This window comes from Streptomyces sp. NPDC104106 (assembly GCF_055584345.1).
Map to the genome: position 1 here is coordinate 48410 of NZ_JBVJMF010000026.1, position 22747 is coordinate 71156.

The window sequence follows — 22747 nt, forward strand, 5'->3', positions numbered from 1 at the left end:
GCACCGGCGTGTTCGGCCGGGAGGCGGTGAAGCCGACGCGGTCGCGTTCCAGTGCGCCCGGCACCGGCACCGCGCGGCGCGGCCAGTTGTCCACGCGCACCGCCCTGTCCCCCGACGCCTGCTCGTCAGGGCCCCCGGCATGATCATGAGAGGTATCCGTGGGCCCGTGAGACCAGCGGGGCGAGGGCGATGCCGCGCGTCGCCGCGCCCCACACGAGGGTGGCCCGGCGCCTCGTCCGCGTCCTGGGGTTCCGGCATGCCGGTGACGCGTCCGGCGCGGCAGCCGGATGTCGCCCGGCGCCCCGCATACGGTCACGGCCATGGGCGAGCGGTGGTCTGCGGCGATGCCGCCTCGGCAGCCCCGTCAGGGCGGGTGGTCGCGGTTGACGTCGTCGCGATTCCTGCCGGCGGTGGTGATCTCGCTGATCATCGCGGCCCTGTCCGGGCTCTTCGTCGGCGCCTACTGCTGGGCCATGGCCAATCCCGTACCGCATCGCATCCCCGTCGCGGTGACGGAGAAGTCGGTCACGGGCGACCGGTTCACCCAAGCACTGGAGGCCGCGCTCCGTACGTCGCTGGTCCTCCATCCGTACCCGGACTACGGCAGGGCGCTCGCCGCGGTCGGCGCCCAGCGGGAATTCGCGATCCTGCGGCGCCGACCAGGCGGGGTGGAGATCGACGTGGCGAGCGCGGCGGGCGCGTCGGTCGCCCGGGTCCTCAGCCAGAGCGCCCCCGCAGTGGGCCGGGCCCTCGGCATCCCCGTCCAGGTCAAGGACGTCAAACCGCTTCCGGCCACCGATCCTCAGGGACTCGCTCTCTTCTACATCGCCCTGGGCTCGACCATCCTCGGATTCGTCGGCGCCATCCAGCTGGGGGTGCATGCCCAGGCCCTCCGCCCGGCCGAGCGGATCGCCGCCACCATCGGCTATTCCGTGCTGGGCGGCCTGTGGATCTGCGTCATGGCCGACTGGGTGCTCGGCGTGGTGCGGCTGCCGTTCGGCCAGTCATGGGGAATCTGCGCCTTCACCATGGTCACAGCGGGCATGATCTTCACCGCGTTCCACACCTTCCTGGGCCGCTGGGCACTGCTGCCGACCTGGCTGCTGCTGGTCATCCTCGGCAACCCCTCGTCCGGGGGCGCGGTCGCCTGGCCGCTGCTCCCCCCGGTACTGGGCTTTCTGGGGCGGTTCCTTCCACCGGGGGCGTCGGTGAACGCCCAGCGCAACGCCATCTACTTCCCGCACGACCAGCACGTCGAGCCCTACGTGGTGCTCGCCGTGTGGTGCCTGGCCGCCACCTCGGTCTTCCTTGTCTGGCGGGGGCGTCACCCCGCCAGCCGGGCGGCCGCACAGGCCGCCACACCCGACGCGGGACGAGCGCGATGAGCGCATCGCGCCGGCGCCATCCGTGGCGGGGGCGTCGGCAGCCGTGCGGACGTCACGTATCGCTCACACGAAGGCCGTCGCTCACGTGAAGCCCGACAGCGGGGATGCCGGCGCTCCCCTCGGATGCGACGACCGGCCGTCATCCTGACGGTTGCGGCGGCCGCTGGAGCGAGAACCGCTTCGGAGGGCGACTCCGACCGGGCACCGGCATCGTGCTGCGCGCAGTGCGACGCACGCCGTCCGGGGCGCTTCGGGGAGCTGACGGCGCCCGTCGGCAGCGGCCGCCACGCGGCTGGGCTGCGGCCTGCGGCGGGCGCCGCCGTCACCGCGGCGGCCCCTGCGGCGTGGACGGCTCGTCCGCCCACGCCCGTTCAGCAGCGGCTCACCGGCCGGCGGTCGTCGCCTGGCGCGCGGCCGAGGCGGCCTCATGGGGGCCGTCGGCGCCGAGCGCGCCCAGGATCTCCTCGACGCTCCGCCTGGCGTCGCCGAAGAGCATGGCGGTGTTCTCGCGGAAGAACAGCGGGTTCTGTACGCCCGCGTAGCCGGAGGCCATGGAGCGTTTGAAGACGATGACCTGCTCCGCCTCCCAGACGCGCAGCACCGGCATGCCGGCGATGGGGCTGGCCGGGTCCTCGGTCGCGGCCGGGTTGACGGTGTCGTTCGCGCCGATGACCAGGACGACCGACGTGCCGGCGAAGTCGTCGTTGATCTCGTCCATCTCCAGGACGATGTCGTAGGGCACCTTCGCCTCGGCCAGCAGCACGTTCATGTGTCCGGGCAGGCGACCGGCGACGGGGTGGACGCCGAAGCGGACCTCCACGCCCCGCTCGCGAAGCCGGCGCGTCAGCTCCGCGACCGGGTGCTGGGCCTGGGCGACGGCCATGCCGTAACCGGGGGCGATGATCACCGAACGGGCCCGGGCGAGCGTCTCGGCCGCCTCCGCCGCCCGCACCTCACGGTGCTCGCCCTGTTCCTCCTCGCGGCCGGACGGCGCCTCGAGGCCGAATCCGCCCGCGATGACGGAGAGGAAGGAACGGTTCATCGCCTTGCACATGATGGCGGACAGGTAGGCGCCGGAGGAGCCGACGAGGGCGCCCGTGACGATGAGCAGGTTGTTGTCGAGCAGGAAGCCGGCCGCGGCCGCCGCCCATCCCGAGTAGCTGTTCAGCATGGAGACGACGACGGGCATGTCACCGCCGCCGATCGAGACGACCAGGTGCCAGCCGAGCGCCAGCGCCAGCACGGTCACGGCGATCATCAGCGGCAGGCTCGGGCGAACCGTGAAGCAGACGGTGAGCGCGGCGAACGCGGCGAGCGCGCCCAGGTTCAGCGCGTTCTTGCCGGGCAGCGTCAGCGGACGGGACTTGATGCGTGCCGAGAGCTTCAGGAACGCGATGATCGAACCGGTGAAGGTGACGGCGCCGATGAAGATGCCGATGAACACCTCGGCGTGATGGATGCCCAGGAGGCCTGCGCTGCCGCCGGCCCGCGCCGAGCCGTGCGCCTCCACCTCCAGGTAGCCGTTCCAGCCCACCAGCACCGCGGCGAGGCCTACGAAGCTGTGCAGCACCGCGATCAGTTCCGGCATCTGCGTCATCTCCACGCGGCGGGCCCGCCACAGGCCGACCGCCGCGCCGAGCGCCATCGCCAGCACGATCAGCGCGACCGCTCCCGCGGTGATGCTCCGCGACGCCACCACGACCGTGGCGACCAGGGCGAGGGCCATGCCGGCGATGCCGTAGCCGACGCCGGCGCGCGAGGTGCGGTGCCGGGACAGACCGGCCAGGCTGAGGATGAACAACAGGGCGGCGACCAGGTCCGCCGCGTGGGATGCCGTCAGGGAGGTCATGTCGGCTCAGCCTTTCGAGAACATGGACAGCATGCGGCGGGTGACGGCGAAACCTCCGAAGATGTTCACGCTCGTCAGCAGGGTCGCGACCCAGGCCAGCGCGGTGACGATCCGGCTCTCGTGCCCGATCTGCAGCAGGGCGCCGATCACGACGATCCCCGAGATCGCGTTGGTCACCGACATCAGCGGCGTGTGCAGCGCGTGGTGCACCTTGCCGATGACGTAGTAGCCGATCACCACGGCCAGCGCGAACACGGTGAAGTTCCCGGCGAGTTGGGCGGGAGCGAAGGCCACCAGCAGGAACAGGGCGAGCATGCCGAGCCCGGTCAGTGCGAAGCGCCGCGCGGGCGTCAGCCTCGGCTCTTTCGGCTCGGGCGCGGCGGGCGAGGTCCCCGGGGGCGCCGGGGGCGCGGCCGAGACCGCGACGGGCGGTGGCGGCCAGATGACCTCGCCGCCGCGCACCACGGTCACGGCCCGCTGGACGACGTCGTCGAAGTCGATCACCAGGTGCCCGTCCTTGGCGGGGGTGAGCAGCTGCAGCAGGTTCGCCAGGTTGGTGCCGAACAGCTGCGAGGCCTGGGCGGGCAGCCGGGAGGCGAGGTCGGTGTAGCCGATGAGGGTGACTCCGTTGTCCGTGACCACCGCGCGGCCGGGCACGGTGCCCTCGACGTTGCCGCCCTGGGCGGCGGCCATGTCGACGACGACGCTGCCCGGCTTCATGACGGCCACGTCCTCGGCGGACAGCAGGCGCGGCGCCGGCCGGCCCGGGATCAGCGCGGTGGTGATCACGATGTCCACGTCCGCGGCCTGCCGGTGGTACAGCTCGGCGGCGGCACGGTCGTAGTCCGCGGAGGTCGCCTTGGCGTAGCCGTCGGTGCTCGTGTCCTGGGCGGCGTCCACTGGGAGGTACTCACCGCCCAGCGACCTCACCTGGTCCGCGACCTCGGGCCGCGGGTCGGTGGCCCGTACGATCGCGCCGAGGCTGGAGGCGGCGCCGATCGCCGCCAGGCCGGCCACTCCCGCGCCGGCGACCAGTACCTTCGCCGGCGGCACCTTGCCCGCCGCGGTGACCTGGCCGGTGAAGAACCGGCCGAAGACGTGCGCGGCCTCGATGACCGCCCGGTACCCGGCGATGTTCGCCATGGACGACAGCACGTCCATCGACTGGGCCCGCGAGATGCGCGGCACCGCGTCCAGCGCCAGCGCGGTCACCCCGGCGGCGGACAGCGTCTGGAGCAGTTCGGGCCGTGCTGCCGGCGCCAGCAGGGCGACCACGGTCGCGCCCCGGTGCAGCCGGGTGATCTCCGCGTCGGACGGCGGGTTCACCTTCAGGACGACGTCCGCGTGCCATGCCGTGCCGATCCGGGCGCCGGCATCGAGATAGGCCTCGTCCCGGAAGCCGGAGGCCGCGCCGGCCCCGGACTCCACCACGACCTCGTAGCCGAGGCCCAGCAGCCGGCGCACGGTCGCCGGCGTCGCCGCGACACGTGTCTCGCCGGGGACGGACTCGGCCACTACCCCGATGCGCTGGGGTGGGCGGTGCGCAGGTTCTTGTGCCGACATGTCTCGTGTTCTCCCCTCACCAGGAGCGCTTGACGGGCTGTCCGCGATCGAACGGCGTCCACGGGGCGTTCCCGGGGACGCCGGCCCTGGGAACCTACCCCTCAGCGCCACGCATGTGACCGTGGTGGCCGAGAGGGCACCCGGGCTGCACCCGCATGCGCCAAAGCGCTCGGTCTCGCCGCTGCCCTATGCTGCTGTGGCAGTGCGAGGCGGCGGCCGTCCGGTGCGGTGCCGGTCGCCGCCGTGACGGTCGGCGGCAGGTCGCGCCAGCCGCCGACCACGGAGGGAGCCAGTCACCCCGCCAGCGCCTGGGCGAGCCCGCGGCCCGGGACCGTGCCGACGTACGTGATGCGGCCCGCGCCGAGGCGGCGGGTGGTGACGGCGGGCCAGCGGCCGAAGTGCGGTGGTCGCAGGCGGCCAGTACGTCGGCGTCGATGACGGTGAGGCCGTCGGCCCACCGGGTCGCCGTCGCGCCGTCGGGCAGCCGCAGCGGGCTGCCGTCCGCGGCACGGACCGTGAGGTCGCGGGCCAGGTTGCTGAACTCGTCGTAGGTGAGGCCGGCGGCCTCGGCGAGGCGCCCGGGTGCCGGTTCCCGCCGGGCGCGGGCCTCGTGGTCGGCGTAGCCGGTGCGCGGGCCGAGGACGAGGTGGCCGCCGGCGCGGGCGTAGGCGGCGAGCCAGTCGAGCGTCGTGTCGGCGGCGACGTACAGGGCGGGGACCACGAGGACGGGGTGGCGGCGGGCCGCCTCATCGGGGGTGGGGCCGGGGTGTTCACCGCGGGGGTCGTGCAGTTGGCGGGCGTGGACGATGCGCACCTGGCGGCCGGCGTCGAACGCGCCCCGGTAGAAGGGGTCGACGATGCGGTGATAGGCGGCGGGGCCCGGTGCGCCGTCCGGGGTGGCCAGGGGCGGGTACTTCTGCATGAGCCACTTGCTGGGCGTGGAGTACAGCAGTGTGATGTCCGCGTCCGGTTCGAGCCCGGCGACGACCGGCCCGGCGGCCTCGAACTCCGCTCCGAGCCGGGCGAGTTCGGCGTAGGTACGGCCGGGGCGGCCGGTGTGGGGCAGGGACGCCGCCCCAGTAGGTCTCGGCGCCGTGGTGCAGGGTGTGCCAGTGCCAGTACTCGATCATGCGGGCACCGCGGGCGACGAGTGCCCAGGCCGCCTGCCGCCACTGGCCGTCGTAGGCGGGGCGGTTGTCCCAGGGGAAGCCGATGGAGCCGGCGTTGGTCTCGGTGACCAGGAAGGGTTCCTGGCGAGAGGAGTACCGGGGCCGACAACCTCACCGTCTACGACATCAACCTCGTCAACTCGCCCAAGCAGCACCTCTACTACAAGTCCGGCAACGGCCTCACCGTCTGGGGCCTGCGGATCAAGACACCCGACACCGCGAAGAACACCGACGGCATCGACATCGACTCCTCCAGCAACGCCACCGTCAACGACAGCTCCCTCTGGACGGCGACGACTGCGTGGCCATCGAGACCAACGCCTCCGCGAGCAGCAACACGACCGTCGAGAACACCCACTGCTACGGCACGCACGGCCTGTCCATCGGCAGCGAGACCAAGTACGGGGTCAGCTCGGTGCTGATGCAGGACAACACCATCCAGGGGACCGACACCAACGGCACGCTGAGCAGCACGCCGGCGGGTCTGCGGATCAAGTCGTACTCCTCGGAGGGCGGAACGGTCTCCGGGATCGACTACGAGTCGACCTGCATGACGGGCCTGAAGTACCCGCTGGACTTCGACCCGTTCTATTCGAGTTCGACCGGCACCGCCTACCCGTACTTCAAGAGCGTGACGGTCAACGGAGCGACCTCGGTCAACTCCGTCTCCAGCGCCCGGTCCGTCCTCAAGGGCTACAGCTCCGCCTACCCGCTCGGACTGACCCTGGAGAACGTCCACCTCGACGTGACGGCCGACACGGCGCAGTACGCGAACGTCAAGCTGTACAACTCGGACGTGGTTCCCTCGGGCAGCGGCGTCACCGTCACGGACATCAGCGGCAGCGGTTCGGCACCGGCCTGCTCCTTCCCGAGCTTCCCGGCGCTCTGAACCCGTAGCCGTCGTCCTGACGCCGGCCGCCAGAACTGACACCCCGCTCGCCGCCTGGCGACCGGTCGGCCCGGCGCCGGCCGGACCGGGCGGCGAGCCCCGGGTCCTTACCGGCGTCGGGCCCCCTGCCCTCTCAGCCGGTGCGAAGGACCCGGAAGCGCTCGGGTTCGGCCGGATCCCGGTCGACGACCTGGACTGGCGGCCAAGCCCATTGCCACACGTTGCCGCCCGGCGCGCGGGAGAACCGGATGCGCCCGCGGGTGCCCTCGACAGCGACCTGCGGCCAGGCTCCGGCGATGCGCGTGCGGTCCGTGCCGTGCGAGCGGAGCACCTCGGCGAGGACGGCGATGGTGTCGTAGCCCTCGAACGCGACGAAGGAGGGCGCTTCGCCCAGCCGCCCGCGCAGGTCCGTCTCGACTCGTGCACCGAGTGGGCCGAGACGCTCCGGCAGGTAGCGCAGGAACGGGATCCCCGAGCCGTCGGCGCCCAGCAGCTCGGCCCATTCGGCGAACTCCGGCTGCCCCGCAGGTGCCCCGATCATGATCTCGGCGTGGCGCCGGTCGCTGCGGACCGACTTGACGATCGACGCGGCCGGTTCCGGATGGCCGGTCAGGAGGAGGAGGGCTGTCGGGCGATGCTGGACGAGTTCGCCGCACACCGCCGCAGGGGCGAGCGCGTCCATGTCGAGTGCGATGACGGTGCCGCCGCGCGGAGCAAGGTGGTCCCGCAGGATCCGGACCCCCGAGGCCCAGTAGACGCTCGACTGGGCTGCTACGGCGATTCGGCGGTGGCCCGCGTCGACGAGGAAGTCCGCGTAGATCCGCCAGCCGTGGGACTGCGCCGGGCAGAGGCGTGCGACCCGGTCCGTCGGCTGTCCGGTGAGCGCGTCGAGAACCGCGGACGAGCAGAGGAAGGGCAGGCCGAGGGCGTCGGCCCTGGCGGCAGCGGCGCGAGCGACGACGCTGTGGTACTCCCCCGCCAGGGCGGCCACTCCCAGGCGAGCCAGTTCCTCCACGGCCGCCACAGCCCTCCGCGGATCAGCCGCGGTGTCTCGGACCACCACCTCCAGTGGCCTTCCGGCGACCCCACCGGCGTCATTGACTGCGCGAACGGCCACCTCGATTCCGGCGAGCAGGTGCCGGCCTGCCTCGATCCAGCCGGGCCGGGTCAGCGGAACGAGAGCGCCGATCCGCACGGATGAACCGTCGTTCCGCCTCGTTCCCTGGGCCGCTGATGATGTCTGCGTGATCACGCCGGACATTCCATCCGTCCCCCTCATCGCCAGGCAACCGAAAATGCGTCCGACGACCTCTCGGGCCAGCCGGCGTCCCACGCGGCCGTCCGGTTGCCAGCCCGTGTCCGTGCATCAGGCGCATCAGGAACTGCCCGTAGACCGCGTTGCCGCTCTGCCCGGTCGGTGGTTCGGCCGGCCGCCGGCAGACGGCGAGCGCGTCGGCCGGGCGGTCGGCACGTGCCTGGTCGGCGAGCGTGCGCCACTGCCGGTCGTGGGCGCCGGTCGGGGTGGCGCCCCGCCAGCGGCGTCGACTCCGCTGTCGTCGAGCCGGGCGTCGGTCAGGACAGGACCGCCGCGTCGGTGCGCAGCCGGTCCAACGCCCTCTCGCTCTGCGCCGGCCGCCGGCCGGCGGTCAGCGGCTTGTGCGGCGGCTCGCAGCCGCGCCGCTGGCGGGCGAGCGGGCAACGGCGGGCGTCGAAGTGGTCGCGGCGCCGGGCGACTGCATCCGGCCGGCGGCCCGGTGGGGGCGTCCGCGGAAAGGACACCACGCGCGTAGACAAGCGGGAAGGCGCCACGAGGTAAAAATGTCATGCACTCTACATTTCGAGCGGGCAATGGTCCGGCCCGAACGACCTGTCGGCTTCCCGGTCGCGGGCCGACCCGGCCTGGCGGGCAGCCCGCGGCGCACGCGGCACGGCAACGGGCGAACGCACTGACGCGGTTTCCGGCCGCGAAAGCGCCCGGTGGCGGTCTGCGGGGGGGACCTCGCCGAGAAGGGGGAGGGCGGCGGCAGTTGGTCTAGTGGTTGCTGCCGTACCCGAAGGCCGCCGAAATGTCGGGCAGCACCCGGGCGTTGCCATTGCCGATGCGGGTCGCCTGGTGCCAGCTGCCGCCGCGGTAGTACTCCAGGCGCAGGGGGTCCTCACGGCCGGGGCCGGCCGAGTCCATGACGTGGACCCTGATGGCGCGGCGCGCTGCTGAACTTCCCGCCGCCGGCGCCGGAGCCGGTCGGCAGGCCCACGGCGGGAGCGTTCTGCGCCACCTTGAGCGACGCACCGCGGCCGACTGCTCGGTCACCGGGCGCGCCGGCCATGGCTCGGGCCCTGCGCGCCGACGAACAGCGCACCGTAGTCATCGCGCGCCGTGGCCGTGGCGTCTGCAACCGTCATGGTGAGGATCCGCGCGACTCCTCCGCGCTTGAGCGGTCCGGCGGGCGCGGGCTTGCCGAAGGTGGCGTGATCCGACGACGCCCACGCCGGACGCGGCCCCGCACGGACGGCAACGGCGCTGCTCATGGCTGCTCACGGCTACTTATGACTGCTCCAGGGTGGCGAAGACCACGCGCTGATGGATGCGGTTGCGACGAGGAGAGGAGGGCTGCGTCGCGCCCGAGTGCGTCGACGCACGGCAGGCGAGGATGTGTTCGCCGACCGCGGAGGGGGTCCAGTCGAGGGTGAACCTCTGCCAGGCGTGGCCGGTGCGGGAGGTCACCGCGGCCGGCGTCCAGGTCGCGCCCCCGTCGACGCTCACGTCGACCGCTGTGACCGGCTCGCAGGCCCAGGCCCATCCCCAGGTCCGGACGGGCTTGCCGGCATGGACGTCTCCGTCGACAGGTGCGACGAGGCAGGAGTTCGGGGCCAACTCCCACACGGGCGTGGCCTCTGACGCCCCGTTCTCGGGCGGATCCATGTAGTACTTGGTCGTGAAGCATCGGTGTACTACGCGCCTTGGCCGCGGGACCGGGACGGGGAGAAGTCGGCATGGCCAGTTACTCGTTCCTACTCGGTGGCCAGGTCCTCGTCGATGAGACCGGCCATGACGGCGGCATCCGCCTCGCTGTCGCCGGACACCCTGTCACCGTAGCCGGTCACCAGATTCATGATCCGCGGAGCGGGCCGAGCGCGTACGCCGCTGGCGGGCCAGTTCGGTGTCCTCCGGGCGGAACAGCCCGTGCGGGTCCAGGGCCTCGGGTATCACGCCGGAGCGGCGGGATCTCCCTACCTCGCACGGTCAACGCATGGAGTTCCTCGCCCTGTTCGGCCACCGGCAGGTGGAACGCGGCTGGGTGGCCATAGCCTTCGGCGGTGCGGCCGACGGCGACCACGGCCTTGTCCTCGCAGGGCTCCGCGCCATCCCGCTCGTGGGAGCGGGGCGCACGCCAGGACGCCGTGCGCGGATCGGCGGGCGCGCTGAGATCACGAAGGCCGACCATGCCGTGTGCCAAGCGGCCGCAGGACGAGCCCTGCCGATCTTCCGCATCCCCTACGGCGACACCCCGGTAGATCGCCGGGGCAACCGCTGGGTTTCGCCGACATCGAATGGACCACTGACACGAAGCCCAGGCACCGCGGACGGTGTGACCGGACAGAGGACGGTGACCCGCGCGCCGCCCGCGGAGGCCCGGGCGGATCATCCAGCTGCACAGCGGACTCCTCGACGGCCAAGGGCCCGTCCTCGACGCCGAGACGCTGCCCCAGATCATCGACGCCCTCCACGCACGCGGAACACCGCATCACCGACCTCCGCGACATCCTCGGCGCATCAGGTCACCGACTCGCCGGCCGGAACACATGCCCCGCTCCTCCGCACGCCCCCCCGGGGGGCGCCGGGGAGCCACTGATCACCCACACCACCACGGCTCCGTACCTTCCTCGGTGACGAACTCGTGGAAGTCCATGTTGGCGATCTCCAGGTTGCACGCCATCGACCCGACCATGCGGCAGGGCAGTACGGCGGCGTGTCCGGGGGTGTCGTACAGGTCGACGGCGGTCAGCGGCCGGCCGGGTTCGGCAAAGGTCCGGGCGTCGGCGAGGGCGACCAGCGTGGTGTGCTCCCCGGGCGGGACGAGTGCCGGGACCTGCCCCGGCAGAAGGCCGCCGAAGGTCCGGTCGTCGATGACCAGCGCCGTCAAGGGGTAGTGCTCCACGTCGGTCTCGTCCGGGTCCAGCTCGGCGCCGACCCAGCCGTCCTCGTCGGCCCCGCCCAGCTCGTCGAGCAGCGCGCGCCAGCCGTCCTCGTCGTCGAAGGAGGTGCGGACCAGCAGGGCCCCGGCGGTGGCGGGCAATGCCGGGAAGGACCGGCGCAGCGGCATCGTCGGCGCGGGAAGGGCCGGGCGGCCGCCGTCGCCCTGGTACATGCCGTACTTGTCCATGGCGCGTACCAGGTCGTCGAACCCGAGCGCGCCGTCCAGCAGGGCGGACAGGATCTCGCCGAGCCGTGCCGACGGGACCCGGACGCCACGCCCGGGTATCGCCGCCAGATCCACCAGCAGCGGCCCGTCCCCGCCGTACACCACGGGGACGTCCGCCAGGACGACGACCGGCGGCACGAGGCCGCCGCTCGGGACGAGCGCCGGTACGTTGCCGCCGTGCAGGTGATCCCATTCCCGGTCTTCGACCAGGTGGAGCCGCACCCGGCCGTCCGCGAGGGCGAGCACGCCGCCTTCTCGACGGCCCCCCAGCTCGTTGAGCAGTCCGCCCCACAGGGCCTTGCCGTCCTCGTAGCACGTGCAGACCAACAACACGCCGGCAGACGCCGACTGGGGAAGCTCGGGAAAGGACACGACTCTCCTAGAAGGGGAATTGGGGACCGGAAGTTGACGGATCGTCAGGGTTTGCGGGCCAGCGCGCAGGAGATCAGCCGTTCCCACACAGGGAGATCGCGTTCGGATCCCGACCGCCACAACGAGCAGTGGACCAGCCCCGGTTCGCACAGCTCAAGGTCACCGAACAGGCCGACGATCTCCTCATCGGTGCGCCAGCGGCCGCGGCCGAAACTTGCCTGCAGCTTCTGCTCCGCGACCCGGGTCTCCTCGTTCTCGCCGGAGCGGAAGTGAGAGATGTAGACCTGGCTGCCCGAAGGGATCCGGTCCACCCACCAGCGCACGAGGTCGGCGGGCCGCTCGGAGTCGTTGAGATGGTGCAGGACGGCGCTGAGGACGACGCCCACCGGTTCGTCGAAGTCGATCAGGTTCTGCACGTCGGGGTTGTTGTAAACCTCCTCCGGCTCGCGCAGGTCCGCCCGGATCACCGCGGTGCGGTCGTCGGCGGCCAGCAGGGCGCGGCCGTGGGCGAGCACGGTCGGATCGTTGTCGACGTAGGCGACGCGCGCACCGGCACTGTGCCGCTGGGCGACCTGGTGCACGTTGTCGGCGGTGGGCAGCCCGCTGCCCAGGTCCACGAACTGCCGGATGCCGTCGCGAGCCATGGCACCCACGGCGCGGATCAGGGCCTGGCGGTTGGCGAACGCGATCGACACCGAACCGGGCAGATCCTTGATGAAGAAGTCTCCGATCTCACGGTCGACGGCGTAGTTGTCCTTGCCGCCGAGCAGATAGTCGTAGACGCGGGCGATACTCGGCTTCGACTGATCAATCCTTGTGCTGCGATCGGTCATGGGAACCAACCCTGTCCCTGGGATCCGTTGTCACGTCGATCGTAGGAGAACCGCCACGGCATGGGCCGTGGGCGCCCTCGACCGCGCCGCCCGTCTCGCGGCCGCCCCGGGGCTGGGCCGTCCGGAGGATGTATCGGCATCATGCTGTCCGCTCGGTGGTAGGCCTGGCCGGTGTCCGGGCGCGTCAGCGTGGGCCCCCGGTCACGCAGGCGACGATCAGGAGTGAGGATGCCCGCAGCCTCCGCTTCCCGGCCTTCCCGCAGTCACCGGCGCCCGTTGTTGCGGGAGCGCTGGCGCCGGGTGCTGGACGACCACACCACACCCACTCAGCGCTCGCTCATGGCGGCCTGGCTCGGCTTCGGCTGCACGTTCGGCACCGCACGGCTGATCACTCACGGAATCCGGGGCGGCTGGCTGCCCTGGGGCAACATCTCTGCCGACCAGACCCACCTGCACCACTACAACTTCGGTATCGCCACCCTGGCGGGCGTCGGACTGGTGGCCGTACGCGGCGACGAGGCCTACGTCGGCCATCCGGGGATCGGCGCCCTGTACGGCGCGGGTACGGCCCTGATCGCGGACGAGTTCGCCCTGCTGCTGGACCTGAAGGACGTGTACTGGGCCAAACAGGGACGTATCAGCGTGGACGTCTCCCTGGGCCTCCTCAGCGCGCTGGGTCTCTACCTGACCGCGGTGCCGTTCTGGCACGAGATCACCAAAGTCACTCGCGCCCATATCCGCGCACACCCGGCCGGTACGACCTGACCACTGGTCCTCCGCAGCCGTCCGACCCGGAACGCGGAGGCCGACACGGCCCCCACACCCGGAAGGAGGGCGCGGAGCCGCTTGGTTCTGTGGTGCCGCCGGAGCCGTCAGCTGTGTGTGCCGCGTCGGCGCCTGAACCAGATCAGGGCGCCTCCGGTCGCGACGAGCGCGGCGGCGATGCCGAGGGCCTGCGTACTGCTGTGCGCGAGGTCGCCGCCGCTGCCGCCGTTGTCGCCGGGATGGGGGCGTGGGAGACAGACTGCCGTTGCCGCTTCAGCTGTGGGCAGCGCGGGTGGCTCGGGCTGGTGGTCCCTCGAAGTGTCCGCGCCGCGCAGGCGCCACTTGCTGACGTCGCTGCTGTTGATGATCTCCTTGCACGCGCCGCGGGTCGAGTCGCGGCGCAGGTACCTGGTCTGCCCGAACCGAGGATCCGGGGTGGCGGAGTGCCGGTAGCCACGCCGGCCAAGTCGGCGAACGGTGACCGACGGAATTGTGGCCTCCACCACGGCGAACATGATCCCGTTCTTGGTGAGATCACCGGATGCTCGGTCTTCTTCTCCGTCTCCTGCCGTTCTGGGTCCGCGAGCCCCTGATCATCCTGCTCGGGTCCGTTCTCGGCGTACGCATCATGTACCTCGCCGTCCGTGATCACAACAAGGTCGCGGCCGGTCTCGGCGCGGTGTTCCTGGTGTTCACCGCGCTGCACGTCCACACGGTGATCAAGGCGCTTCGCGCGCGCCGGAACCCGGCTCCGGCGCTCCCCGCAGACCGGACGGTGGCCGATGCAGCCGCCCAGCCCCAGGCCGGAGCAGCAGCGCAGCCTCCCGGCCCGGACACTCAGGAGAAGGAACCCAGCGCGTGGGGCCAAGCCGTCGCGGCCGTGGCCGTGTTCGGCGCACTCGGGGCCGCGCTGTGGCCGGCCCCGCGCGTCCTGCCGTCCGACGACAGCACACCGCGGCCGGCCTCGTGTTCCCACACGGCGGACGAGAAACTGCCGACGGCCTACCAGAAGACACCCCAGGCCGTGACCGGTGACGAACTGTGCAAGGCACTGAACCGGCCCGACCTGCCCCGGCTCCTCGGAACCCCCGGAGAGAGGGCGTCCACGGCGTCCGGCACCAGCAACACCGCTCCCCTGACCGACGGAAAGGTCGCCCAGCCGGAGGCCGAGGTCACCTTCGACACCTACACCGTGCACCTCACGGCCACGTACAACGGCCTCTCGACCGCCCAGTACGTGAAGCTGATGGAGACCGGGGGCGAGGGGAGCGTCAAGACGCGTACAGTTCTCGGCCGGCCCGCGGCCTTCTCCTCGGACCACACCATGAAGTTCGAGATCAGCCTCGGAGGCGGCGGCTCCGGTGGGCCGGTCGAACAGGGCCCGCTCGCCCGGACACTGTCCGTCGCCCTCGACCAGAAGGACCGGGGCGGCTACTACGACATCACCGTGTGGAGCACCTCGGGAGCCCTCCCGGACGACAGCGTCCTCCTCGACATCGCCGAGAAGGTACTTCCGACGATCCCGCGACGCGGGTGACCTGGCGGCGCCAAGATTCCCGGCAGGGTCTCCTCCGCGTCAGCTGTTCAGCGCGGAACCAAAACCATCACGATGGGCCTCCGTCCGAGCACGACGATGAGTCGACGACCGTGATCGCAACTCACCGCTTGAGATGGAGAATCACCCCGATGAACGACAGACGGAGCCGACATGACGATCCCCATCCCCAGGCGCCGTGGTGGTGGGGGATCGGACCGGCGGGAGCGCTTCTCCTCGTCGTTGCCGGGGTCGCCTGGACTCTGTGGATCTTCCTCGGGTCGTCCGAGGCTGTGGACAACCCGGCGACCGCCTACCCGGCGAGCATCGCCGATCGGGTTGACGAAGGTTTCGGGGCTGGGGGTGCTGCCGGCCTGGTCCCACAGCGCGCCGCCGTAGGGCCAGACGAGGGTGACATGCGTGGTCTCGTCGAGCGGGGTGATGAGGACCTTGCTCGGTGCGAAGGGGCGGGTGTCCGTGGTGTTCACGGGGATCGGCAGGATGTTCATGGTGATCAGAGCCGTGTCCTGGCCGTGGTGCAGGGTGAGCGTGGCGGGCTTGTCCGTGGAGCGGGGCAGGTCCCAGGCCTTGCCGGACTTGCTGATCAGGCGAATGCCGGGGAAGCCGTACAGCGTGCAGGTACGCGCGCCGCGGTTCGTCAGCCTGACGGCGGCGATCTGCTGGTCGGTGGCTTCCATGTCGCGGCCGCCGTGCGCGGAGCCCCAGCTGTAGTTCAGTTCGCCGGTGTGGCAGCGGTTGCCCGTGGCCGAGGAGGGGGCGTTGACGGCGTCGGTCCGTGAGTTCCGCTGCGCCTTCCTCTTCACACCTGCCCCGGCCGGATCCTGCTGAGCCGTGCTCCGTTGCGTGCCGCCCTGCTGGCCAGAGGAGGAGTCCGTGGCCGCGGTGGAGGGCGCTGCGTCTTTGGCGGAGACGTGGTCGGAAGTGCCGCATGCGGTGGCTGCGGCGCCGAGCGCGACGACGGCCAGCACGGCGGCGGTGCAGCGGAGGGCGCGGTTCGGCTCGGCGGTCATGGTTCCCCCGTTTGTTCCGGCGCCGGGCTCTTCGACCGGGGCCGTTTGTGTCGAGTGCGTCTGACGCGATGTATGACGGCCCCTCGCAGAACGTAAGTTCACCCGAGAACGTCCGGAACGTGTAACGGCCATCCACCCGGTCGCCCACGGCGGAGACACGCCCGCGCCGATCGCCTGGACGGGATGGCGGCCTGCCACGCGGAGGTCGCTTGGCGGGGCGCGGGGCGGTCGTCTTGTGCTCGGGCTGCTGGAGCACGGCTGGGCGGCCGCGCAGCCCGGCGGCTGAGAGCCGTGAAAATTGGTCGAGTTCGGGGCAACGGCGCTCCACCGTTCTCCCTCTGACAGGGTGCAATCGGTGAGCGGATACGGCGGCCGCGGATCAAGAGGAACGGCTTCGTGTCCTTTGCGTTTCAGCACCGACCCAGCACCGACCGCTCGAAGGGGGAAACCGACTATGGGCGTTGTCAACCGCCGTGCCGCGCGCGCGGCCGTCGTGGCGGCACTCGGCATCGCGGCACTCGGGATGAGTGCGGCGACGGCCTCCGCAAAGGTCAGTTACGACTTCAAGGCGAGCCCGCACACCGTGAAGGCCGGTGCCCGCGTCCACGTGCGGGGCTACGCCATGAACGACGACTACCTCTTTCAGAGGTTCTGCGTGCAGGAGCGGCAGGGCACCGCGTCCTGGCACACGGTGAAGTGCGCTCACGGAGCGGCCTCCGACGGCGGCTCGGTCGACGCCTGGTTCCGGGCGAGCCACCGTGGCACCCTGCAGTTCCGCGGCGCGCTCTACGAGGCGGAGGGGGACACCGGCAGGCTCCGCCTGCAAACGGTCACGCCGACCCAGACGGTCAGGGTGCGCTGACCGGCCGGAGTACCGTTCCTGCGAAGCGCACGGTGTCTCGGCAGCAGCCGTGTGGTGTCCGCGAGCGTGGTGACGCCTGCGCCGCATGTCAGGGGTGGGGCTCCAACCCGCGTCAGGGAGCGCGGCTTCGGCGCTGAGCCAATGCGGGTGAACCAGCTCGGCGACGAGGTAGCGGCTGAGTGCGCGGCTCGGTGAGACCGGTCAGCCGGAGGACACGCCCGCAGGTGGTCGCGGTGGCACGGGCCATGGGGACGGCACGGTGACCCGGGCGGCCTGGAGGCCGGCCGCGCGCAGGTCGCGGGGAGGCCGGCGAATGCGCGGCGCCTGTCGGCCGCCAGGCCGCCCACGACGTACGGTACGACGAACTGCCGTGGCCGCAGGGCCGGTCGCCAGGCGCTCGGCCTGACCGACAGGGAGGCCCGTTCCCGCTGGTGGCCACCGGGCTGGCGTCCGGCGAGGGTCGGCCCGGGATCCTGCTCTTCACGGGGGAAACCGTCGTCTTCGCGGGCGGCACCTTCGCCTTCGCCGTGCTCTGCAACAGCGCCCTGCGCTTCGCCGTACCCCCGCCCGCGCCGAAGGCCCGGCGGGCCGCCCGCATCGCCGCCACCACGGGGGCGTCCGTGCTGCCGATCTCCTTGGCATTCCGGGACGCGCTCTGGCAGCTGCTCGGACTCGGTCACACGGTCGATTCCCTCCGGCGATGGGCGGTCCTCACCCTCGCCGGTGCACTGGTGACGGGAGCGATCGCCTTCGGCATGGCACTGATCGGCGCCGAGGAACGCCGGCGGCGGGCGGTTCTCTGAAGGACGGATTGCGGACCAGCACCTGGTCGCCGGCCGGGTGGGGCAGCGGGACGTCTCTCTCTGACGCGGATTTCTCGTCCGCACATGATGAAATACGCCATTTCGGGGCACACGAACGCAAGGAGCTATATCCCAAGGAGGCGCGTCATGATCGCGATCGGCGTCATTCTGCTCATCGTCGGATTCGTCACAGGAATCTCCATCCTGTGGACCATCGGCATCATTCTCCTGGTCATCGGCGCAATCCTGTGGCTCCTCGGTTCCATGGGACACGCAGTGGCCGGCCGACGGCACTACTGGTAAGGACACGACCCGGCTCGCGGCTGCCAGGTCAGAGCCCCCGGCCCCGTCAGACGAGGGCTTCTCCTGGCACACGCCTCGGTACGTCTCGTCAGGCGGTGCGGTCACCGCGGTGGCGCTCCTGCGCAGTGAGGTGGGCCAGGCACAGGGAGGGTTCGACGAAGGGTTCCAGCCGGTCGACGCTCAGGGGGCGCGGACTTCCTTCAGGGCGCCGCGCGGGAGGCCCAGGGGCAGTGAGCACACCACGTCGCGGTGGCCCTCGGCGACCTCGCGGAACGGGCAGTGGCGCAGCGGGATGACGCGGTCGGGCCGGTCCTGGACGGGACCGGGGGCGAAGCCGACGTCCGCGAGCATGCGGGTCAGCCGCTGGACGGCCCCCTCGGTGTCGATGCGCTGGGCCGGCGAGGGGGTGTCGGCGAGATAGCGGCCCCATGCCTCCCCGGCACTCACCGCGGCCTGCGCCGGCTGGGGCAGTGCCTCGGCGATGAGGCCGGTGAGCAGCTGGGCGAGGAGTTGGTAGCTGCGGCGGCCCGCCGGTACCCGGCATGAGGCGGCGGCGCGGTAGACGGTGCGGGGCCTGCCGGGTCGGCCGCGTCCCTCGGTACCGCGCTCGACGAGCCCCTCCTTGACCAGCGTGTCGAGGTGGAAGCGAGCCGTGTTGGAGTGCAGACCCGTGGGCGGTGTGGCCAGTCGGTCGCCGGCCGTGGTGAAGGTGTGGAGCGCTTGCAGGAGGGCGGCGCGTTCCCCGGGCGGCATGGCGGTGACGATCCCGGCGACGCGGGCTCGCCGCGCTCCGGACACCCGCCGCGACGTCGTGCCCGGCGTCGGTCAGGCTGATGGGGATTTCACGCCGGCTGGCGGGGCTCGGTCCCCGCTGAAGCAGTCCGTGGGCCACAAGGCGTTCGGTCATGCGCAGGGCTGTGGAGGGCAGCACGTCCAAGGCCCTGGGTGAGGCGGGTGAGGTTCATCCCGCCGAGGGCTTCCAGCACGGCCAGGAGGTGAAACCGGGGAAGGGTGAGCGTCTCGTCGACGGATGCCAGCGCCTGCCCGGAGACCACCGTGAGCAACCCTGCCGCCGCCAGGATGGCCGAGCTCGTGCTCGGGTGCAGGTCACCGGCACCCGGAACGCGCATCTCGGTCACGGTGCCGTCGCTCTTGGCAGCACTCCCCCACCTCCCGGCCCCCGTCCCCGTACGACATCAGCCGGCCGGGGAGGGGCGCTCGGGGCAAACGGGACTGCGCCGTACGCCTCAGCCGCGCCCCCGTGGCGTCGGCCCGGTCGGTGCTCACGCCACTCGCCTCCTCGGACACGACAGTTGTTTACCGTACCCACATCACCTGTCGTCTCACATGGCCGGCTTCGAGGGCGGTGACCACTGTGCTCCGCCGACGGCCGAACCGAACGGGTCCACACTCCGCCAGCCCGCACGCGGCACACCGCAGCCGAGTTCGCCGACACCGCCTACCCGTCCTGGACCTCCGTACGGTCCGCGGCCATCACTCGGTCTTCAGGTACCGGGGTGCCGTCGGCGTCGAGCAGGCGAAGCAGCACAGCGGCCTCCGCGCGGAGCCGCGCGACCCGGTCGGCGTGTGCGGGAGCGGCCAACCGCGCTGCGGCTTCCAGCCGTTCGGTGGCCTCGGCGCGCACGACGTCCGCCACCTCGCCCTCGCTCAGCTCCCGTCGCGCTGCCTCGGTGACACCCACGCCGATCGGCGACTGTTCGAGAGCCAGGCCACGCAACTCGGCTTCGTTCACGGTCACCGCCTCGGCGTTGTCGAGCGCGGCGAGCGTTGCGCGCAGGGCGCTCACCGTGGCCTTGTCGCGGGCGCGCATCGCTTCCGGGAGGGCTTGACGCATACGAACACGTAGGGACATGAGGGGACCCTATGGCGGTGCTCTTGGCCCGCACAACGCGATATCCCTGGAGCGGACCCCGTGGTCGGGGAACACACCGAACGGATCCTCGCGGAACTGGGGTACAGCACGGCCGATATCGCCGCCTTGCGGGTCGCCCGCGTCCTGTGCCGCCGACCTGCCCCGGCACCGACTCACCCGAGGAGCGGCACCCCGCAGACCCAGCGGAACGTCATCGCGAGCCGGCTGGTCGAGCGAGGGCTCGACGTGTGAGCCGCCGGCGCACCGCCCTCCCCGGTTCAGACGAAGAAGGCGTTCATCCCGTCGACGTCCGACAGGTACGTCTCGATGCTCGCGATCCTGCCGTCGCGCAAGCGGCAGACGGTGGAGAGGTGCTCATCCAGCCGTACGTCGCCCCGGCGAGCGGTGTTGTGCAGGGAGAGGGCCATGTTCTCGCGGCTGACCAGGATGTGCAGCAGCTCGAAGTGGAGGCCGTAGGAAGCGATCTTCCGGGCTCGCTCCACGACCGCGTCCGCGCCTTCCGCTGTGCCGGAGATGGTGTTGTCGCCGGGCAGCGTCCAGGTGGCGTCGTCGGTGAGCAGCGCCCGGATGCCGTCCCAGTCACCGGCGGCGAGGAAGGCGTGGAACCTCGTGCCGAGTCGGTGGGCAGCCTCGTACTGGGACATGGATCCTCCACGGAAGAGCACTTAAAGCGGTGATCATTGCTTTAAAGGAGCCTACCGGGGAGACCTACTAAAGCACAACCCTATGCTTTAAGGTGGAGGGATGCCCGCCAAAAGCAAAGACAGCCGCCCCGGTGGCCGGAGCGCCCGCGTACGCGCCGCCGTCCACGGCGCGGTGGTGGACCTCATTCAGGAGATCGGCGCCGACAAGGTGACCATCCCCGCGGTGGCGCGCCGAGCCGGCGTCAATCCCAGCTCGGTGTACCGGCGTTGGGGAACGACCTCCGCGCTCCTGGCGGATGTGGCCGCCCGGCGTCAGGACGAGGAGACACCCGAGCTGCTCGGTGACCTCCGCCAGGACCTGGAGCGGGTGGCGGTGTGGACCCTCATGGATCTGTCCCGGCCTGGCGGCGTGGCGTTCTTCCGCGCCGAGGTGGCACCGGACGTCGACGACCGCAGGGCCGGCCTGCACGCCTGTCTGCGACGTGTCAGCGCCCGGTTCCAGGCCCCCCTGGAAGCTGCTGCGCAGCGGGGTGAGACGGTCCCCTCACTGGAGCGGGCGCTCGACCGGGTCGTCGCCCCCCTGTATTTCCGCGTGGTGTTCTCGATCCCGGGAACCGACGAGCACTTCGCCCGAGGCCTCGTCGCCGACCTGTGCGGCACCGGCGATGCCGTGGATCCGGCCCTCGACGAGGAGCGAGCCGCCCCCGCGTGAGCGCGGACCGGAGAACTCGTATCAAGACGCATCGTCCCGGCCGCCGTCGCCGTCTGTCGCACCCGCACGGGCGCCGGCGCCCAGCCGGAGTTGTCCACGGCGCTGCGCAAAGCGATGTTCGCTGACTTCTCCGGAGCGGCCAGGCGCCGGTCGACGGCCGGTGTGCCGAGTGCCGACCAGCCCCTACGCCGACCACTTCTGGAACGGGTTCGTGAGCGCCGTCCGCTCGGCGGTCAGGAACCACGAACTCGGGATCGGCTGCCTGCAGTTGGATCCGTGGTCCGCTGCCATGGCCGCCCCGGGGGGGGGACCAGCCCGTTGACATCCGTGGCGAGCCGGCCCGGGGAGCGGCCCGGTCGCGCACCACGCCGACGCAGGGGTCCACGTCGCGGCGGGGCCGATGTTCGGTACCGAGGGCCGTCCCGTCGTTCTCACCCGGTGCCGGGCCGACTCCGGTGTCGGCTGGTTGTCGGCGGGGGTCGGCGGTCTGTCGGTGTTCTGTCGGGGGTCGCCGGGAGATTGGGGCTGGACCTGCCGGGGGTGTCCGCCCGGAGGTCCACGACCAGGAGGAAACCCATGACCACTGACATCACGATCATCGGTGCCGGGCTCGGCGGCCTCACGCTCGCCCGTGTCCTGCACGTCCACGGAATACCGGCCACGGTCTACGAGGCGGAGCCCTCCCCGACGGCGCGTTCGCAGGGTGGCATGCTCGACATTCACGACTACAACGGCCAACTGGCCCTCCGGGCAGCTGGCTTGATGGACGAGTTCCGCGGCCTCGTCCTGGAGGGCCGCCAGGCACTGCGGATCCTCGATCCGAACGGGACCGTCCTGTTCGAGAAGTCCGACGACGGCACGGGCGGACGCCCCGAGGTGCAGCGCGGCGAGCTGCGACAGCTCCTGCTCGACTCGCTCCCGGCCGGCACCGTCCGGTGGGGGCACAAGGCCGCCGGCATCCGCGTCCTCGGCGAGGGCTGCCACGAGGTCACGTTCGCAAGCGGTGACACCGTCGTCGCGAACCTGCTGGTGGGCGCGGACGGCGCGTGGTCACGGTCCGGCCGCTGCTGTCCGCTGTCACACCCGAGTACGTCGGCAAGTCGGTCGTGGAGACCTATCTGTTCGACGCCGGCGCCCGGCACCCGGTCGCCGCGAAAACGGTCGGCGGCGGCTCCATGCTCGCGCCCTCGCCGGGCCGGGAGATCTTCGCTCACCGGGAGAAGGACGACACCCTGCACGCCTACGTCGGGCTGTCCGAGCCGCAGGAGTGGTTCGCCGCCGTCGACTTCACCGATGCCGCCGCGGCCACCGCGCGGATCGCGGCGGAGTTCGGCGGCTGGGCCCCGGAGCTGACCGCCCTGATCACCGACAGCGACACCACGCCGCTCCTCCGTCCCCTCTACGCCCTGCCGACCGGGCACCGGTGGGAGCGGGTGCCGGGGGTGACCCTGCTCGGCGACGCCGCCCACCTCGCGGCCCCCAACGGCGAGGGCGCCAACCTGGCCATGCTCGACGGCGCCGAACTCGGCAAGGCCATCGCCGCACGGCCCGACGACATCGAGGCCGCGCTCACCGAGTACGAGCGGGCCATGTTCCCCCGCAGCAGCGAGGCCACCGCCTTCGACGGCGTCGAGGCCCACGGAGCCGACTCCGAAGCCAGTGCGGTCCACGACCTGGTCGCCGCGTTCACACGACACGAGCAGGCCCGATGAGGC

Annotated in this window: 24 protein-coding genes and 3 pseudogenes; 11 read left to right on the forward strand and 16 right to left on the reverse strand. The window is 71.7% G+C overall.

Going from position 1 to position 22747, the window contains the following annotated elements:
• Positions 1 to 320 precede the first annotated feature (320 nt).
• Positions 321 to 1385, forward strand: a complete 1065-nt coding sequence (locus tag ACZ60X_RS38820; protein ID WP_469609302.1) for an ABC-2 transporter permease — start codon at positions 321 to 323, stop codon at positions 1383 to 1385.
• Between the two features lie 382 nt (positions 1386 to 1767).
• Here ACZ60X_RS38820 and pntB read toward each other — a convergent pair whose 3' ends face one another.
• The 4 genes and pseudogenes from pntB to ACZ60X_RS38840 form a co-directional block, all read right to left on the reverse strand.
• Entirely contained in the window at positions 1768 to 3234 is a 1467-nt protein-coding gene (pntB, locus tag ACZ60X_RS38825) for a Re/Si-specific NAD(P)(+) transhydrogenase subunit beta (protein WP_469609305.1), read from the reverse strand.
• Between the two features lie 6 nt (positions 3235 to 3240).
• Positions 3241 to 4797, reverse strand: a complete 1557-nt coding sequence (locus tag ACZ60X_RS38830; protein ID WP_469609309.1) for a Re/Si-specific NAD(P)(+) transhydrogenase subunit alpha — start codon at positions 4795 to 4797, stop codon at positions 3241 to 3243.
• Positions 4798 to 4891: 94 nt separating this feature from the next.
• The gene (locus tag ACZ60X_RS38835) at positions 4892 to 5719 is read right to left on the reverse strand and encodes a beta-galactosidase trimerization domain-containing protein (RefSeq protein WP_469609312.1); all 828 of its coding nucleotides are present in this window, start codon (positions 5717 to 5719) and stop codon (positions 4892 to 4894) included.
• A gap of 142 nt (positions 5720 to 5861) precedes the next feature.
• A pseudogene (locus tag ACZ60X_RS38840) lies at positions 5862 to 6053 on the reverse strand (beta-galactosidase); the annotation flags it as partial.
• A gap of 26 nt (positions 6054 to 6079) precedes the next feature.
• Between ACZ60X_RS38840 and ACZ60X_RS38845 the strand changes: the two are divergent.
• Together ACZ60X_RS38845 and ACZ60X_RS38850 are read left to right on the forward strand one after the other, a co-directional pair.
• Positions 6080 to 6235: pseudogene (locus ACZ60X_RS38845) on the forward strand (glycosyl hydrolase family 28 protein); the annotation flags it as partial.
• 32 nt (positions 6236 to 6267) lie between these two features.
• Positions 6268 to 6855, forward strand: a complete 588-nt coding sequence (locus tag ACZ60X_RS38850; RefSeq protein WP_469609314.1) for a glycosyl hydrolase family 28 protein — start codon at positions 6268 to 6270, stop codon at positions 6853 to 6855.
• A gap of 133 nt (positions 6856 to 6988) precedes the next feature.
• On the opposite strand, the gene ACZ60X_RS38855 is transcribed toward ACZ60X_RS38850, so the two are convergent.
• The 7 genes from ACZ60X_RS38855 to ACZ60X_RS38885 form a co-directional block, all read right to left on the reverse strand.
• A complete protein-coding gene (locus tag ACZ60X_RS38855; RefSeq protein WP_469609317.1) occupies positions 6989 to 8116 on the reverse strand; it encodes an ABC transporter substrate-binding protein in 1128 nt (375 codons plus the stop codon).
• A gap of 311 nt (positions 8117 to 8427) precedes the next feature.
• Positions 8428 to 8637, reverse strand: a complete 210-nt coding sequence (locus ACZ60X_RS38860; RefSeq protein ID WP_469609320.1) for a hypothetical protein — start codon at positions 8635 to 8637, stop codon at positions 8428 to 8430.
• Between the two features lie 250 nt (positions 8638 to 8887).
• Positions 8888 to 9037: a hypothetical protein gene (locus ACZ60X_RS38865; RefSeq protein ID WP_469609322.1), complete on the reverse strand. Its 150-nt coding sequence runs from the start codon at positions 9035 to 9037 to the stop codon at positions 8888 to 8890.
• A 125-nt stretch (positions 9038 to 9162) separates the two neighbouring features.
• Positions 9163 to 9384: a hypothetical protein gene (locus tag ACZ60X_RS38870; protein ID WP_469609324.1), complete on the reverse strand. Its 222-nt coding sequence runs from the start codon at positions 9382 to 9384 to the stop codon at positions 9163 to 9165.
• A 16-nt stretch (positions 9385 to 9400) separates the two neighbouring features.
• Positions 9401 to 9778 (reverse strand): hypothetical protein, encoded by a 378-nt coding sequence (locus ACZ60X_RS38875; protein WP_469609326.1) that lies wholly within the window; start codon positions 9776 to 9778, stop codon positions 9401 to 9403.
• Between the two features lie 931 nt (positions 9779 to 10709).
• The gene (locus ACZ60X_RS38880) at positions 10710 to 11651 is read right to left on the reverse strand and encodes a DUF6924 domain-containing protein (RefSeq protein WP_469609330.1); all 942 of its coding nucleotides are present in this window, start codon (positions 11649 to 11651) and stop codon (positions 10710 to 10712) included.
• Positions 11652 to 11695: 44 nt separating this feature from the next.
• On the reverse strand, positions 11696 to 12484 hold the full coding sequence (locus ACZ60X_RS38885; protein ID WP_469609332.1) for an SAM-dependent methyltransferase: 789 nt from the start codon (positions 12482 to 12484) through the stop codon (positions 11696 to 11698).
• Positions 12485 to 12712: 228 nt separating this feature from the next.
• On the opposite strand from ACZ60X_RS38885, the gene ACZ60X_RS38890 reads away from it, so the two are divergent.
• Positions 12713 to 13249, forward strand: coding sequence for a hypothetical protein (locus tag ACZ60X_RS38890; RefSeq protein ID WP_469609335.1), 537 nt, complete (start codon positions 12713 to 12715; stop codon positions 13247 to 13249).
• A 107-nt stretch (positions 13250 to 13356) separates the two neighbouring features.
• On the opposite strand, the gene ACZ60X_RS38895 is transcribed toward ACZ60X_RS38890, so the two are convergent.
• Positions 13357 to 13764, reverse strand: a complete 408-nt coding sequence (locus tag ACZ60X_RS38895) for a hypothetical protein (protein ID WP_469609337.1) — start codon at positions 13762 to 13764, stop codon at positions 13357 to 13359.
• A 26-nt stretch (positions 13765 to 13790) separates the two neighbouring features.
• Here ACZ60X_RS38895 and ACZ60X_RS38900 point away from each other — a divergent pair, with 26 nt between their 5' ends.
• Positions 13791 to 14786, forward strand: coding sequence for a DUF6215 domain-containing protein (locus tag ACZ60X_RS38900; protein ID WP_469609340.1), 996 nt, complete (start codon positions 13791 to 13793; stop codon positions 14784 to 14786).
• 47 nt (positions 14787 to 14833) lie between these two features.
• On the opposite strand, the gene ACZ60X_RS38905 is transcribed toward ACZ60X_RS38900, so the two are convergent.
• Positions 14834 to 15772, reverse strand: a complete 939-nt coding sequence (locus tag ACZ60X_RS38905) for a DUF4232 domain-containing protein (RefSeq protein ID WP_469609343.1) — start codon at positions 15770 to 15772, stop codon at positions 14834 to 14836.
• Between the two features lie 496 nt (positions 15773 to 16268).
• Here ACZ60X_RS38905 and ACZ60X_RS38910 point away from each other — a divergent pair, with 496 nt between their 5' ends.
• The 3 genes from ACZ60X_RS38910 to ACZ60X_RS38920 all read left to right on the forward strand — a co-directional run bounded on the left by ACZ60X_RS38910 (position 16269) and on the right by ACZ60X_RS38920 (position 17782).
• On the forward strand, positions 16269 to 16676 hold the full coding sequence (locus tag ACZ60X_RS38910; RefSeq protein WP_469609345.1) for a hypothetical protein: 408 nt from the start codon (positions 16269 to 16271) through the stop codon (positions 16674 to 16676).
• A gap of 431 nt (positions 16677 to 17107) precedes the next feature.
• Complete coding sequence (locus tag ACZ60X_RS38915; RefSeq protein WP_469609347.1) at positions 17108 to 17479, forward strand: hypothetical protein; 372 nt, start codon at positions 17108 to 17110, stop codon at positions 17477 to 17479.
• Between the two features lie 147 nt (positions 17480 to 17626).
• The gene (locus tag ACZ60X_RS38920) at positions 17627 to 17782 is read left to right on the forward strand and encodes a DUF6131 family protein (protein ID WP_469609350.1); all 156 of its coding nucleotides are present in this window, start codon (positions 17627 to 17629) and stop codon (positions 17780 to 17782) included.
• A 180-nt stretch (positions 17783 to 17962) separates the two neighbouring features.
• On the opposite strand, the gene ACZ60X_RS38925 is transcribed toward ACZ60X_RS38920, so the two are convergent.
• The gene (locus ACZ60X_RS38925) at positions 17963 to 18535 is read right to left on the reverse strand and encodes a helix-turn-helix transcriptional regulator (RefSeq protein ID WP_469609352.1); all 573 of its coding nucleotides are present in this window, start codon (positions 18533 to 18535) and stop codon (positions 17963 to 17965) included.
• Between the two features lie 706 nt (positions 18536 to 19241).
• A complete protein-coding gene (locus tag ACZ60X_RS38930; RefSeq protein ID WP_469609480.1) occupies positions 19242 to 19613 on the reverse strand; it encodes a hypothetical protein in 372 nt (123 codons plus the stop codon).
• A gap of 102 nt (positions 19614 to 19715) precedes the next feature.
• Between ACZ60X_RS38930 and ACZ60X_RS38935 the strand changes: the two genes are divergently transcribed.
• Complete coding sequence (locus ACZ60X_RS38935; RefSeq protein ID WP_469609354.1) at positions 19716 to 19907, forward strand: hypothetical protein; 192 nt, start codon at positions 19716 to 19718, stop codon at positions 19905 to 19907.
• 26 nt (positions 19908 to 19933) lie between these two features.
• Here ACZ60X_RS38935 and ACZ60X_RS38940 read toward each other — a convergent pair whose 3' ends face one another.
• On the reverse strand, positions 19934 to 20320 hold the full coding sequence (locus tag ACZ60X_RS38940; RefSeq protein WP_469609356.1) for a nuclear transport factor 2 family protein: 387 nt from the start codon (positions 20318 to 20320) through the stop codon (positions 19934 to 19936).
• 100 nt (positions 20321 to 20420) lie between these two features.
• Between ACZ60X_RS38940 and ACZ60X_RS38945 the strand changes: the two genes are divergently transcribed.
• Both ACZ60X_RS38945 and ACZ60X_RS38950 read left to right on the forward strand, forming a co-directional pair.
• The gene (locus ACZ60X_RS38945; protein ID WP_469609358.1) at positions 20421 to 21032 is read left to right on the forward strand and encodes a TetR/AcrR family transcriptional regulator; all 612 of its coding nucleotides are present in this window, start codon (positions 20421 to 20423) and stop codon (positions 21030 to 21032) included.
• Between the two features lie 576 nt (positions 21033 to 21608).
• Positions 21609 to 22744 (forward strand): annotated as a pseudogene (locus ACZ60X_RS38950) (FAD-dependent oxidoreductase).
• Positions 22745 to 22747: the final 3 nt, after the last annotated feature.

Bases quoted from the DNA above. Each gene is read 5' to 3' on its own strand.
- pntB (WP_469609305.1), bottom strand. From the start codon at position 3,234: ATGACCTCCCTGACGGCATCCCACGCGGCGGACCTGGTCGCCGCCCTG.
- ACZ60X_RS38890 (WP_469609335.1), top strand. From the start codon at position 12,713: ATGCCCGCAGCCTCCGCTTCCCGGCCTTCCCGCAGTCACCGGCGCCCG.
- ACZ60X_RS38910 (WP_469609345.1), top strand. From the start codon at position 16,269: ATGGGCGTTGTCAACCGCCGTGCCGCGCGCGCGGCCGTCGTGGCGGCA.
- ACZ60X_RS38835 (WP_469609312.1), bottom strand. From the start codon at position 5,719: ATGCAGAAGTACCCGCCCCTGGCCACCCCGGACGGCGCACCGGGCCCC.
- ACZ60X_RS38865 (WP_469609322.1), bottom strand. From the start codon at position 9,037: ATGGACTCGGCCGGCCCCGGCCGTGAGGACCCCCTGCGCCTGGAGTAC.
- ACZ60X_RS38930 (WP_469609480.1), bottom strand. From the start codon at position 19,613: ATGCGCGCCCGCGACAAGGCCACGGTGAGCGCCCTGCGCGCAACGCTC.
- ACZ60X_RS38925 (WP_469609352.1), bottom strand. From the start codon at position 18,535: ATGCCGCCCGGGGAACGCGCCGCCCTCCTGCAAGCGCTCCACACCTTC.
- ACZ60X_RS38820 (WP_469609302.1), top strand. From the start codon at position 321: ATGGGCGAGCGGTGGTCTGCGGCGATGCCGCCTCGGCAGCCCCGTCAG.
- ACZ60X_RS38885 (WP_469609332.1), bottom strand. From the start codon at position 12,484: ATGACCGATCGCAGCACAAGGATTGATCAGTCGAAGCCGAGTATCGCC.
- ACZ60X_RS38940 (WP_469609356.1), bottom strand. From the start codon at position 20,320: ATGTCCCAGTACGAGGCTGCCCACCGACTCGGCACGAGGTTCCACGCC.
- ACZ60X_RS38945 (WP_469609358.1), top strand. From the start codon at position 20,421: ATGCCCGCCAAAAGCAAAGACAGCCGCCCCGGTGGCCGGAGCGCCCGC.
- ACZ60X_RS38920 (WP_469609350.1), top strand. From the start codon at position 17,627: ATGATCGCGATCGGCGTCATTCTGCTCATCGTCGGATTCGTCACAGGA.
- ACZ60X_RS38870 (WP_469609324.1), bottom strand. From the start codon at position 9,384: ATGAGCAGCGCCGTTGCCGTCCGTGCGGGGCCGCGTCCGGCGTGGGCG.
- ACZ60X_RS38900 (WP_469609340.1), top strand. From the start codon at position 13,791: ATGCTCGGTCTTCTTCTCCGTCTCCTGCCGTTCTGGGTCCGCGAGCCC.
- ACZ60X_RS38895 (WP_469609337.1), bottom strand. From the start codon at position 13,764: ATGTTCGCCGTGGTGGAGGCCACAATTCCGTCGGTCACCGTTCGCCGA.
- ACZ60X_RS38830 (WP_469609309.1), bottom strand. From the start codon at position 4,797: ATGTCGGCACAAGAACCTGCGCACCGCCCACCCCAGCGCATCGGGGTA.
- ACZ60X_RS38855 (WP_469609317.1), bottom strand. From the start codon at position 8,116: ATGTCCGGCGTGATCACGCAGACATCATCAGCGGCCCAGGGAACGAGG.
- ACZ60X_RS38875 (WP_469609326.1), bottom strand. From the start codon at position 9,778: ATGGATCCGCCCGAGAACGGGGCGTCAGAGGCCACGCCCGTGTGGGAG.